Source organism: Paenibacillus sp. FSL H8-0315 (assembly GCF_038005365.1).
Taxonomy (GTDB): Bacteria; Bacillota; Bacilli; order Paenibacillales; family Paenibacillaceae; genus Paenibacillus_AQ; species Paenibacillus_AQ odorifer.
Window position 1 is genome coordinate 3,524,742 of the sequence record NZ_JBBOTA010000001.1, and the last position, 13,030, is coordinate 3,537,771.

Below are 13,030 nucleotides of genomic sequence, written 5' to 3' on the forward strand. Positions count from 1 at the left end.
ATTTTCCAAAAAAGTCCAGATCAACTCAAATTAATGTTTTTTGTAACAAATGCTAGATATTGGGTAATGTTACTGACAACTATATGACAAATTAGGTGAGGTATATTTGGTTGAAGGTTCCTTGCGCTCACTTGATTCCATTTGTTACAATATAGATCAGACGTTCGATGGCTGTGTCGTTTAAGATTAGACAGACATGGTTACTTTAACTTATGAATATGATTCAAGGAGTGATTCTCATGGGTAAAAAAGCAGACGGGAAAGTACTCGCCCAGAACAAGAAAGCTTCCCATGATTATTTTATCGAGGATACTTATGAAGCTGGCTTGGTGCTGACGGGTACAGAGATCAAGTCGCTGCGTAATGGCCGCGCTAATATTGGAGATGCTTTTGCTACGATCCGCAATGGTGAGATTCAGATTCACAACATGCATATCAGCCCTTTTGAACAAGGTAACCGTGCCAATCCTACCGATCCCACACGCACACGTAAATTGTTAATGCATAAGGAGCAAATTCATAAACTGCTGGGCTTGTCCAAGCGAGATGGATTTACGATTGTGCCACTCAAGATTTATGTGCGGAATGGCTATGCGAAGCTGTTGATTGGTCTTGGTAAAGGTAAAAAGGAGTATGACAAACGTGACTCGGCTGCCAAGCGAGATGCTCAACGTGATATCCAGCGTGTACTGCGTGATAAGCAAAAGATCGCCAGATAATCTGGGAGAACTAGACGATTCAAATGAGTTCCAGTTTCAACCTTCAATTCCTTTAACCCACGTGTTAAAGTGTTGATAAATGTGCTATACTGAGTAAGTAAGTTAGTTATTGCTTCGTTACAGTTTTCTTGAATAAGAAGCTGTAGATTGGATCTCTCTTGCTTGGAAGATCCGCTTGATCCGAAGCGCCCTTTTTAATGAGGGGCCGTTCTTGGATTCGACGGGGATAGTTCGAGCATGAGTAGCGAGTAGTGGGGACGCGTCCGCTTCATCAACGCTAAAGCCTATTAAACGGCAAACAACAAAACAACTACGCTTTCGCAGCCTAAGAAACTGTGCGCGTGCTTCTACTCTGCATCGCCCATGTGACAGGGATAGGGGCTAACAAATAGTGGGATACGCTGTCTCATCTCCGCCTGCGGTGAGCTGAAGAAGACAATCAGGCTGACCCAACGTATAGCCGGTTACGGGGCGATACTCGGGTGACATCAAAACTGTGACTACACTCGTAGAAGCTTATGTGCCGTTATCTTCGGACAGGGGTTCGACTCCCCTCGGCTCCATATGGAGTTTTAGAAAAAGCGACCTTTAGGGGTCGCTTTTTTGTATCCTCATAATTAAAGTTAGGCAATGCTTTTTAATGATTTCAGCCAATTCCTCAAATGTGTACTTGTGGTTTATCATGTCTACTATGAGGTCTCGGAATGTTTGGTATGCATATTTTTAAACTGCAAAAGATTTTTCTACCACCACGAATACCGTCCGCATGAGGATGGTTCCCATACTATTGTTAACGATACCCTTTTGCAAAGTTTCTTTGTTATAATTATTATAATAATCTCTTCATTGGCTGGTGATTATGAATGAGTGAAAAATTTTGGCTAGTAGTACAGTATCCTCTAAAAAGTGAAAAAGGAAGCCAACGTGATAACTGGTTAAGAGATAAAGTAATGGAATACCTGGACATATCTCTAATAGATGCTAACTTAGGTTGTGTTGATGGCTTTGATATGGGCAAATGCATTTCCGACCCAAAAAAATATGCTCTTAATATATTTTGTATCATTACGGAAGAAGAACGTAGTATAGCCTTGGTAAAGAGAGTTTTAAGAGATAGCAGGCTTGATTATACTCGTATAAAAATTGCTACAATGCCCTATGGAAAAGAAGAAACATATAGTCTTAAATTTTCCTATAAAAAGGGTGTTACCGATTTTTCGCTATAGCACAGTTTTGAGTTTAGAATTACAACTACACCGTAAAACAATTTTCTGGCGGGAGTCATGAATTTTGTGACATCAAAGCTCTGACTACACTCGTAGAAGCTTATGTGCCGTTATCTTCGGACAGGGGTTTGACTTCCCTCGGCTCCATAAGAGGAACCCGCTGAGATAGCGGTTTTTTTGCTGTTTAGTGATTGAATTGTAGACCGAATGCAGACAAGGAATTATGGGGAACTAAAAGTATTTATTCTTGTAGACATGTTGTCTACATCTAAAATTAGATCATTCACTTTGAAGTTAATATTTAGTGGCACATTTTCCGAAACTACATCTATAAGAGCTCGAACTGATATAAGATTAGATTATGGCATTAAGCACTCAAAAGCAAAAATATTCGGGGGAATTACTATTATGAGTTTCACTATTGATTATGTTAAAAATAAAAACAGAATTATTGTAACATCGGACGGTATGGAAGTTGAGGATGCCTTTGCGTACGCAGAACAATTTCCGAAGATACTGAAGAAAACTAAGCGAGGGTTTACAGGTATGACTGTAATCACTGGTGGTCTGGTATTTAAGCAAGAGGTGATGGCAATTCTTGCTCCAACTGGTGAAGATGCTGTGAAAGCTGGAATGTCCACAAAACACAAATGGGTGTATGTTGCGCCTACGGCGTTCTACAAAACGCAAATGAATCGTATGTTTAAAGATATTGCAAACTTGTACGAATCGATAGAAGAAGCTGAAGCGTATCTTGATTCCGCAGGGAATTAGCAACTTCTAAAAATTAAAAGGATCCAGCCATCATCTGTAGCGCCAAAGGTACTTTCTGCGTATTGAAGAAGCACTGTGAAAAACCGATATATTCAGGATTAACTTATATAAATGGATCACTATACTAAGGAGTTATTCCTATGACCAGTCTCCTTAATCAGAATGACTTATCAAATATTGGTTAGAATGCTTCTAGGATGACATCAAAACTGTAAGTAGACTCGTAGAAGCTTATGTGTCATTATCTTCGAACAGGGGTTCGACTCCCCTCGGCTCCATTTGAAAGACCCGCTGATTGATATTATCCCCTTCAAGTAGACACTCAAAAAAACCTTCATGTTATCATGTAGGCTTGAGTGCCACTTGGAGGGGATATTTTTTATGGCTAAAAAAGGTCAAACATTTCAGAAGTATACAGAGGAATTCAAATTAAAGGCGGTCAGAGCGTATTAAGAGGGTTCATCGAGCTATAAGGAGGTAGCTGAACGAGAAGGGATACGTAACTGTTCTCAACTGATTGAACACACATGAGGCCAGTTTTTTCGTTCTCTAAAGTATACCTAAATAGGATGAATAATAACTGGTTAAATTTACAAATTTGTCATGTGACAATAGTGATGACAGCAGTAACTATTCTCTCAAATGCTGGAATTATATAATGGATAGATTACATAGACAAGATAGGCTTCGTAAGGCTATTGTCTATAAATTTTTATTTTGTATTATTTATTTATAATGTAATTATATTACATAAAGTATTATATTGATATTTATATGAAATGGGGAGAAACATTGAGAGAAAGAATTCTAACTCTATTCATGACGATTGCTATTCTATTCACGACAATCACACCCGGGTTGGTACCGAGTGCTGAAGCAGCAGGAGGCACAGTTACAAAGACCTATACAGCAACTGCTGATACGATGCAATTAAATGGTCAAGCGGAATATAACGGAATCTATGATAATGACGGAGATGGTTATCTATATGTCGGCATGAGCAATAATGACGGCTTCGTCAATGTGCGCAATAGAATGGCCGCATCTTTCAATTTAGGTGCTCCAGAAGGGACCATTGTATCAGCAGAGCTGGTTGTGACGGTTGCTACTGTATTAAGAGTCCCGAATCACACGCTGTACATGGAGGCAAGGGGCTCTGCTGCGAATAGTTTGGACCATAATTTTAATGGTACCTTCCCCTTCGTAGATGTGAATAGCCCTTTTTCAGATAAATTCACGGCGAAAAGCACTGCGGAAGTGCCGATGGGCACTTATCTTCAGGATCAATCGATTACTTTCAATGTTAAGAGTGCTGTCGATGCCTTTACGGGTGGTTCTGATCGCACAGTAACTTTTACACTTAACGGCAATGAAGCAGATGCAGACAGCGGGAGATTTTTATTGTATTCCTTAGAAGCTTCGAATGCTGCATTTCGCCCGAAGCTAGTCGTTACTTATGAGACCGGACCGACGAATACCCCGCCTACGGGCTCTTTCAAAATTGCGGAGGGAACAGCGACAAGCGCCAGCACAGTCAATCTATCCGTAACAGGTTCAGATCCTGATGCAGGTGATAGTGTTACCCATATGAGATTTGCGAATAGCGTTGCTAATTTATCGGCGGCATCTTGGTTGCCTTTCAGCAATACAGCAACATTCAGTCTAAGTGGAGGGGATGGGGCGAAGAACATCTATATGCAGGTGAGAGATTCCAACAATACGATATCTGCCAGTTCTTCTCAGATCATTCTATTGGATCAGACAGCACCAACAGGTGCACTGATTATTAATGATGGTGCTGCATGGACGAAATCAGAGATGGTCACTTTAAAAGGAACCTATACGGATGGAAGCGGCTCAGGAGTTGAGCAGGTGCGTCTCTCCAATGTTAATGGGACTTGGCAGACCAGCTGGTTCAGTATCGCTGATCTGAACGGGAGGTCATGGGTCCTTCCGGCTGGACAGGGAGTCAAAAACGTATATGTACAATATAAAGATAGAGTTGGTAATTCGAGCAACTCAACTATTAGTAGTACAATTACAGTAGATGCAATAGCTCCTGTTATTACAAATGTAGTGAATAACATAGTATATAATAGCAAAGTTAATCCTCTATTTTATGAAGGCAGCGGATTGCTTAATGGGAGTCCCTATACCAGTGGTACAGACATCACCCAGGATGGAACGTATACACTGATCGTCACCGATCAAGCAGGCAATAGTGCGACGGTGGTTTTCAAGGTTGATACGATAGCACCTACCGTAACGGGAATAGCGAATGGTGTAATATACAACACAATCAAAACGGTTACCTTTAACAAAGGAACCGCGACTTTAAACGGAGCTGCTTTTGTTAGTGGTGCACAGGTTTCACAAGATGGTGTGTATACCCTGATTGTAACGGATACAGCAGGCAATGTAACAACGATTAACTTTGAGATAGACACAACAGCACCTAAAATTAAAGGGGTAAGCGAGGGCGGGGTTTATAAGTCGGTAACTCCCAGTTTTAATGAAGGAACAGCGCAGCTGAATGGAACTGCTTATATGAGCGGTACAAGGATTGATCAGGATGGTGTGTATACGCTGGTTGTAACCGATACAGTAGGTAATGTAACAACGGTTAACTTTGAGATCGAAAATGTGGCGCCAATTGTTACGGGAGTAATGGAGGGCGGAATTTATATATCGGTAGTTCCTAGTTTTAATGAAGGGACAGCGCAATTGAATGGAACTGCTTATACAAGCGGTACAAAGATTGATCAGGATGGTGTGTATACGCTGGTTGTAACCGATGCAGCAGGCAACGTCACGATGGTGAAATTCATCATTGACAGAACCGCTCCAACCGTCACCGGCGTTGTTTACGGGGTGAGCTACAACACCGACAGAACGATCACTTTTAACGAAGGTACGGCAACGTTGAACGGAGATCCATTCGCAAGTGGCGAGACCGTTTCCGCTGAAGGCGACTATACACTCATTGTGACCGATGCGGTGGGCAACGTTACGACAGTCAGCTTTACGATCCACAAAACCGGCCCAACCGTTACTGGGGTTGTTTACGGATCGAGTTATAATACCGACAGAATGATCACGTTTAACACGGGAATCGCAACGTTGAACGGCGATTCCTTTGCTAGCGGATCTGAAGTCAGTGCCGAGGGCGACTACACACTCATCGTAACGGACGCGATGGGCAACGTCACAACCATTGCATTCACGATCGATAAAACAGTCCCGATCATTAGCGGTGTGACCGACGGCTCTATTTATAACACGAATCAATCGATTACGTTCAATGAAGGTACGGCGACCTTGAACGGAGATCCATTTGCAAGTGGTGCAACCATTTTCGCCGAAGGTGACTATACGCTTGTGGTGACGGATGAGGCGGGTAACGTTACGACGGCCAACTTCATCATTGACAGAACCGCTCCAACCGTCACCGGCGTTGTTTACGGGGTGAGCTACAACACCGACAGAACGATCACTTTTAACGAAGGTACGGCAACGTTGAACGGAGATCCATTCGCAAGTGGCGAGACCGTTTCCGCTGAAGGCAACTATACACTCATTGTGACCGATGCGGTGGGCAACGTTACGACAGTCAGCTTTACGATCCACAAAACCGGCCCAACCGTTAATGGGGTTGTTTACGGATCGAGTTATAATACCGACAGAATGATCACGTTTAACACGGGAATCGCAACATTGAACGGAGATCCCTTTGCTAGCGGATCTGAAGTCAGTGCCGAGGGCGACTACACACTCATCGTAACGGACGCGATGGGCAACGTTACAACCATTGCATTCACGATCGATAAAACGGTCCCGATCATTAGCGGTGTGACCGACGGCTCTATCTATAACACGAATCAATCGATTACGTTCAATGAAGGTACGGCGACCTTGAACGGAGATCCATTCGCAAGTGGCGCAACCATTTTCGCCGAAGGTGACTATACGCTTGTGGTGACGGATGAGGCGGGTAACGTTACGACGGCCAACTTCACCATTGACAGAACCGCTCCAACCGTCACCGGCGTTGTTTACGGGGTGAGCTACAACACCGACAGAACGATCACTTTTAACGAAGGTACGGCAACGTTGAACGGAGATCCATTCGCAAGTGGCGAGATCGTTTCCGCCGAAGGCGACTATACACTCATTGTGACCGATGCGGTGGGCAACGTTACGACAGTCAGCTTTACGATCCACAAAACCGGCCCAACCGTTACTGGGGTTGTTTACGGATCGAGTTATAATACCGACAGAATGATCACGTTTAACACGGGAATCGCAACATTGAACGGAGATCCCTTTGCTAGCGGATCTGAAGTCAGTGCCGAGGGCGACTACACACTCATCGTAACGGACGCGATGGGCAACGTTACAACCATTGCATTCACGATCGATAAAACGGTCCCGATCATTAGCGGTGTGACCGACGGCTCTATCTATAACACGAATCAATCGATTACGTTCAATGAAGGTACGGCGACCTTGAACGGAGATCCATTCGCAAGTGGCGCAACGGTTTTTGCCGAAGGTGACTATACGCTTGTGGTGACGGATGAGGCGGGTAACGTCACAATGATTTCTTTCACAATTGATCGAACAAACCCGATTATAACCGGTCTAACTGTAGGAATAAGCAACTACACCAGTCCGTTGACGATTGGATTTAATGAAGGTACCGCTACATTAAACGGTCAACCCTTCACAACCGGAACGAGAGTTATATCTTCTGGCAACTACACGCTAGTCGTCATCGATGAAGCAGGAAATCAGACGATTGCCACGTTTACGCTGAACATCTCGACTCCTGAATCCGGTTCAGGTTCAAGCTCAGACCCAAGTACAAGCTCAAGTACAAGCTCAAGTACAAGCCCAATTCCAAGCTTAGGGCTAGAGATCGAGATCAATGGAGTTAAACAGAAGGATTTAGCCAAAGAAACAACTGCTGTTATGAACGGAAAGAAAGTGACAACGGTAACCATCGACGAGAAGAAATTATCGCGTTACCTCGATTCCTTACCCGATAAGCCAGTCATTAACATACCGGTCCATAATGATTCAGATCGTGTTCTTCTGCTCTTAAACGGTCAGCTTATCACAACACTGAATGACCGAAACGCAGTTATTCTAATTCAAACGGAGCTTGGTTCCTATCTTCTAGCTGCCAACCGGATCGATTGGAGTCTTGTCACGAAGCGTTTCGGTTCGGAGGATGCACTGCGAAACATGGTGATTCAAGTCGAGATTACCAATGTACCAGAAAGCGATATCGTGCAACTTGCTAATAGTATAGGGAAGGCAAGACTCTTGTCGCCGCCGATTGATTTCAACATCACAGCAGCACATGGCGGTAAGACGATTGAGCTCAACAAGTTTCTTAGCTATGTCGAGCGGACGATTGTCATTCCCAATTCAGCAGATGATCACAATAAAAATATAACGGGGATTACGATGACGAAGGATGGAAACATCGTGCCGGTACCTACCCGAATGATGAGGGAGAACGGCAAGACCTTTGCTGTCATTTATAGCCTGACAAATAGCGTCTATGCCGTTATAGAGAATGACAAAACCTTTGCGGATATTCAGAATCATTGGGCGAAGTATGATATCGAACAAGTAGCGTCCAAGCTGATCGTCCAAGGTGTCACTGAATCGAGCTTTCAACCGAACAAGCAAATTACCCGAGCTGAGTTCACGGCGATGTTGGTCCGGGCTCTCGGATTACACACGGTTGATCAGCCTACTAGCTTTACTGACGTCAACAGCGGGCAATGGTATTACGAAACGGTCTCCATTGCGGAAGGCTACGGGTTAGTTACGGCAAGTAACAACAGCCAGTACACTCCCAACGAGAAGCTAAGCCGAGAAGAAGCAATGGTGTTGCTGGGGAAAGCCATGAGGCTTGCTGGGATGGATACAGCGATTTCCGATAGCGAAGCCGCTCAACAGCTTAGCACATTCAAAGACCATCATTTGCTCGACTTGTCTGCAAGAGCGGCAGCTGCACTTAACGTTAAATACGGAATTATCATAGGCAATCAAGGACAGCTTACGCCGAACAATGTCATTACACGTGCCGAAGCTACCGTCATTTTACAACGCTTGCTCGAAGCGGCCAAACTGAGTTCGTAACAGCAAGAACCTTCAACCACAAGCTAAGTGGTTGAAGGTTCTTTTTTGTGTATATTTAGAGGAACTCGTCATGCATTACCTCGTGATCACCCATTACAAACTCCTGCTCAGCCGTTATTTGCCCCTTCTAGATTTGATCGTACTTGCGAAGTTTGTAATTAACCGCTTCGAACGCTTCGTCTAGGTCTTGTTGTCGTTGCAACTCTTTTTTATGCTACTCAAGGATCGCCTTTCTTTATAGGAGAGTTTGTTTTCCTTGAATGGCTAAATCAGTGTAATAAAGATGCTTCCAAAGGCAAAGTTACGGATATGTCTACCGCAAGCTCTTATGCAGTGAATCTAATTAAAGATGAAGCAGAAGCTAGTATTATCAATGGGAAGAAGAATGGCGTATTTGATCCGCTGGGCAATGCCACACGCGCATCGATACGCTGACCAAGGAATGATCTTAAACTATGCTACCTCGCCGAACATCCGAATCATCACACGGCGGCGAATTGTGGATTTGTACAGCCATGGCTCGGCTCCATATGGAGTACTATTGAAGACACCATGAAAGGTGTCTTTTTTCATATTTTCAGAATATGATCTGGACTATGCGTGGCGGTTCAAAAAAATGAGTATCTTGCTAGATCCAGTATCTTTCGTATGTGGAATTAAAGATTGCAGTGAAGAAGGTGTGAAGGAAAATTTAAGGTTCTATATAGGGATAAAAAAGGCAAACCTAGGATAGGAAGAGTTAATAGGGAGATATAAATGAAAACCAGTATACTTATGCTATAATTTAATAAAGTGACTCTGTGTTTTAGAAAAATTGGATAAAGGATGCATTGACCAACCATGTATGAGAATCAGACTTCTATGCACCACAAGCTGTTTATTATCGGCGCAGGTGCTGCCGGACTAATGGCCGCCGTTACTGCGCGTGATATGGGTATCGATACTGCCATTCTGGAGGGTAACGACCGGATTGGAAAGAAGATATTAATGACAGGTGATGGCCGCTGTAACATTACGAATGAATCCACTGCGACGGGTACGGATGAAGCAATTGCTTTATCGCACAAGTATCACAGTAATCAGGCCGGATTTCCACTTGCGGTATTGCAGCAATTTGGCATCCGTCAGACTATAGATTTTTTCTCCTTTCTCGGGCTTCCACTTACAAGATTGAAGGAGGGCTTGATGTATCCAATGTCGCTGCAGGCAGCAGCGGTGCTGGATATTTTCCAGCTTGCGCTGGAGGATCGGAATGTTCCGGTATACCTCAATAACAAAGTGTTGGATGTTACTGTTTCGAAGAATCATCCGCGCTTCAAGATAAAATGCCAAACGGAGACAGAGGAGGAGGTTGTTTATACTAGCGACTATCTACTTCTATCTGCGGGTGGCCTTGCCGGTCCAAATGCGGGAAAAGAACCTCCTGGGTATACACTTGCCGAACGTCTGGGGCACACCCTGATTGAGCCTTTGCCGGCCATTGTGCAATTGAAGCTGCAATATCCGAATATGAGGGCACTGTCCACTATCAAATCTCAGGGACAAGCCCATATCATTGTGAACGGTAAAGTCATCTGCAGTGAACAGGGTGAAATTGCCTTCACGGATTATGGTATTACCGGCCCGCCAATTCTTCAGCTAAGCAGGAAGGCTGCGTATCATCTTGCAAGAGGAGAACAGGTAACATTGTCGGTTGATCTGATGCCGGGCCGCACGGAGGAAGAGTTAGTTGAGTTTTTAGAAAGGCTCTGGGAGACCTTTGGACACCGGACGGTTGCGGATTCTCTCGTTGGCATCTTTAACAAGAAGCTTGTTACGGTCCTACTCAAGGAGACCGGCTTAGATCAGCAACCACAGCTGCTTTGCCAGGCTCTGTCGTTGAAAACTAAGGGGAAATTTTATCAAATCTTGAAGCGTTGGGAATTTAAAGTGACGGATACCAATGGCTTTACGAATGCGCAAGTGACAGCCGGCGGCATTGATACGTCGGAACTCATCGAAGGAACGCTGGAATCCAAGCTGGTGCCTGGGCTGTATTTGGCTGGCGAAGTGATGGATGTCGACGGAGATTTCGGCGGCTATAACCTGCAATGGGCCTGGAGTTCCGGATATGTGGCCGCCATGGCGCTAGCTAAGTCAATTCAATAAATTTATTAGGAAAAGGGATGCATCAATTAACATGTATAAGGATCAGACTTCTAAGCACCACGAGCTGTTCATTATCGGTGGGGGTGCTGCAGGTCTAATGGCTGCAGTTACAGCGAGGGATCAAGGTATTGATACAGCAATTATTGAAAGCAATGACCGGCTTGGGAAGAAAATAATAACGACGGGTAACGGGCGTTGCAACATTACGAACCAATCCACCGCCACCGGTACGGATGAAGCGGCCGCTTTATCACGCAAGTATCACAGTAATCAGGAAGGATTCCCAATACATGTATTGCGGCAATTCGGTGTCCGCCAAACGATCGAATTTTTCTCCTCACTCGGGCTTCCTTTTGTAAGCTTGGAGAATGGCCGGATGTATCCGATGTCGCTGCAGGCGGCTTCGGTGCCGGGTGTATTTAAGCTGGCGCTGGAGGATCGGAATGTTCCCGTATATTATAAACATAAAGTGTTGGATGTTACCGTTTCGGCGGGACATCCGCGGTTCGCGATAACCTGCCAGACGGAGACAGAGGAACAGGTTGTGTATACCAGCGACTATCTTTTTCTATGTGCAGGCGGCCTTACCGCTCCCAAAACGGGAACGGACGGATCCGGTTATACGCTTGTCCAACGCCTGGGGCACACCCTGATCAACCCGGTGCCAGGCATTGTACAATTGAAGCTGGATTATCCGTATTTGAAGGAACTATCGGGCATCAAATTTGAGGGAGAGGCCCATGTTATCGTAAACAATGAAGTCATCCGCACTGAGTCTGGTGAGATTCTTTTTACGGACTATGGTATCTCGGGCCCGCCCATACTTCAGCTCAGCAGAAAGGCTGCGTATAATCTCGGAATAGGAGAATCGGTGACATTGTCGGTTGATTTAATGCCGGAGCGGACGGAGGAAGAGTTAATTGATTTTCTGGAGATCCACTGGGGGATCTTCGGACACCGGACGGTTGCCGATTCTTTTGTGGGCATCGTCAGCAAGAAACTGATTCCAGTTCTGCTGAAGGAGGCTGGAATTGATCAACAGCCGCACTTGCTTTGTATGGATTTATCATGGAAAACCAAGAAAATATTTTATCGAATCTTAAAGCATTGGGAATTTAAAGTGACCGATACCAATAGCTTCACGAATGCACAAACAACAGCCGGTGGCATCGATACGACGGAGCTAACCGAAGGAACGTTAGAATCTAAGTTAGTCCCTGGGCTGTATTTGGCAGGTGAAGTGATGGATGTGGATGGAGATTGCGGCGGCTATAACCTGCAATGGGCTTGGAGCTCCGGCTACGCCGCTGCTATGGCGCTTGCTAATCGACGTGCCAGCACCACGTAAGGGGGCAGAGGGTTGCTGACTCTTAAACGATCATCTATTACTATGGCAGAGGTTTGCTGTAACAAGTCTGGTTTTAGTAATGTGAAAGCGATGAGGATTGTTTCTCATCGCTTTTTTTGTGATTTTTTAAAGTTTTGTGCTCATTTTATTCGTTGCTTAACTCTGATGTCTTTATTTTACCTCAACTTTATTGTCGTCTCTTTATTAATCCTTAAGTTTATCAATTAGAGTTAGTATTCGTCTATTTTTTGTATCTTCCTTTTTAGCAAGCTCAATATAATTAATCTGCTCTCGTTTAATGTAATCAGGCTGGTTTAGAAATGTATTCAGCATGTGGTACTCTTCAAGGTTTGTAGTAATGTAATCAGGCACAATCAGTTTACGATTTTCCTCACATTTCTTAAGTATTATATGTAATGTATCACCGAGCTCTTTTTGTACTGCTCTTCGAATAAATTCGTTATAAACAAAATAATGCCCATTCTTTGACGGCAATAAAGTATGGTCAAATTCGTGCCCGTCAACAGAGATTTGAATAGGTACTTTACCATTAGTATTGAATATCTCCCTTACTGAATAGGGGAAATAGACTACTTTCCATTTCATTTTACCTTCCAGCAGCCTTATCTCACTATCAAATTCATAAACCATACTAAATA

The 13,030-nt window shown here is 44.1% G+C and carries 8 protein-coding genes and 1 other RNA gene; 8 read left to right on the plus strand and 1 reads right to left on the minus strand.

All coding sequences use genetic code 11. The annotated features are described in order from the left end of the window. Positions 1-239: 239 nt before the first annotated feature. From smpB to MHB56_RS15465, 8 genes are all read left to right on the plus strand, one after another. Complete coding sequence (gene smpB / locus MHB56_RS15430; protein WP_036687155.1) at positions 240-719, plus strand: SsrA-binding protein SmpB; 480 nt, start codon at positions 240-242, stop codon at positions 717-719. A 201-nt stretch (positions 720-920) separates the two neighbouring features. After that, positions 921-1,285: a transfer-messenger RNA gene (gene ssrA / locus MHB56_RS15435) on the plus strand. 297 nt (positions 1,286-1,582) lie between these two features. Next, complete coding sequence (locus tag MHB56_RS15440; RefSeq protein WP_076126889.1) at positions 1,583-1,945, plus strand: hypothetical protein; 363 nt, start codon at positions 1,583-1,585, stop codon at positions 1,943-1,945. 408 nt (positions 1,946-2,353) lie between these two features. Beyond that, positions 2,354-2,719 (plus strand): hypothetical protein, encoded by a 366-nt coding sequence (locus tag MHB56_RS15445; protein WP_076126891.1) that lies wholly within the window; start codon positions 2,354-2,356, stop codon positions 2,717-2,719. Positions 2,720-3,511: 792 nt separating this feature from the next. Next, positions 3,512-8,875, plus strand: a complete 5,364-nt coding sequence (locus MHB56_RS15450; RefSeq protein WP_341143727.1) for an S-layer homology domain-containing protein — start codon at positions 3,512-3,514, stop codon at positions 8,873-8,875. Between the two features lie 373 nt (positions 8,876-9,248). Beyond that, the gene (locus MHB56_RS15455; protein ID WP_139329976.1) at positions 9,249-9,431 is read left to right on the plus strand and encodes a hypothetical protein; all 183 of its coding nucleotides are present in this window, start codon (positions 9,249-9,251) and stop codon (positions 9,429-9,431) included. Positions 9,432-9,715: 284 nt separating this feature from the next. After that, the gene (locus MHB56_RS15460; RefSeq protein WP_081388342.1) at positions 9,716-11,023 is read left to right on the plus strand and encodes an aminoacetone oxidase family FAD-binding enzyme; all 1,308 of its coding nucleotides are present in this window, start codon (positions 9,716-9,718) and stop codon (positions 11,021-11,023) included. Between the two features lie 31 nt (positions 11,024-11,054). Beyond that, positions 11,055-12,371, plus strand: a complete 1,317-nt coding sequence (locus MHB56_RS15465; RefSeq protein WP_076279924.1) for a BaiN/RdsA family NAD(P)/FAD-dependent oxidoreductase — start codon at positions 11,055-11,057, stop codon at positions 12,369-12,371. Positions 12,372-12,575: 204 nt separating this feature from the next. Here MHB56_RS15465 and MHB56_RS15470 read toward each other — a convergent pair whose 3' ends face one another. Beyond that, complete coding sequence (locus MHB56_RS15470) at positions 12,576-13,022, minus strand: YdeI/OmpD-associated family protein (RefSeq protein WP_076279925.1); 447 nt, start codon at positions 13,020-13,022, stop codon at positions 12,576-12,578. Positions 13,023-13,030: the final 8 nt, after the last annotated feature.

Excerpts from the sequence above, each read along its gene's own strand:
- MHB56_RS15440 (WP_076126889.1), top strand. The coding sequence starts at position 1,583 with ATGAGTGAAAAATTTTGGCTAGTAGTACAGTATCCTCTAAAAAGTGAA.
- smpB (WP_036687155.1), top strand. The coding sequence starts at position 240 with ATGGGTAAAAAAGCAGACGGGAAAGTACTCGCCCAGAACAAGAAAGCT.
- MHB56_RS15455 (WP_139329976.1), top strand. The coding sequence starts at position 9,249 with ATGGGAAGAAGAATGGCGTATTTGATCCGCTGGGCAATGCCACACGCG.
- MHB56_RS15460 (WP_081388342.1), top strand. The coding sequence starts at position 9,716 with ATGTATGAGAATCAGACTTCTATGCACCACAAGCTGTTTATTATCGGC.
- MHB56_RS15445 (WP_076126891.1), top strand. The coding sequence starts at position 2,354 with ATGAGTTTCACTATTGATTATGTTAAAAATAAAAACAGAATTATTGTA.
- MHB56_RS15470 (WP_076279925.1), bottom strand. The coding sequence starts at position 13,022 with ATGGTTTATGAATTTGATAGTGAGATAAGGCTGCTGGAAGGTAAAATG.
- MHB56_RS15465 (WP_076279924.1), top strand. The coding sequence starts at position 11,055 with ATGTATAAGGATCAGACTTCTAAGCACCACGAGCTGTTCATTATCGGT.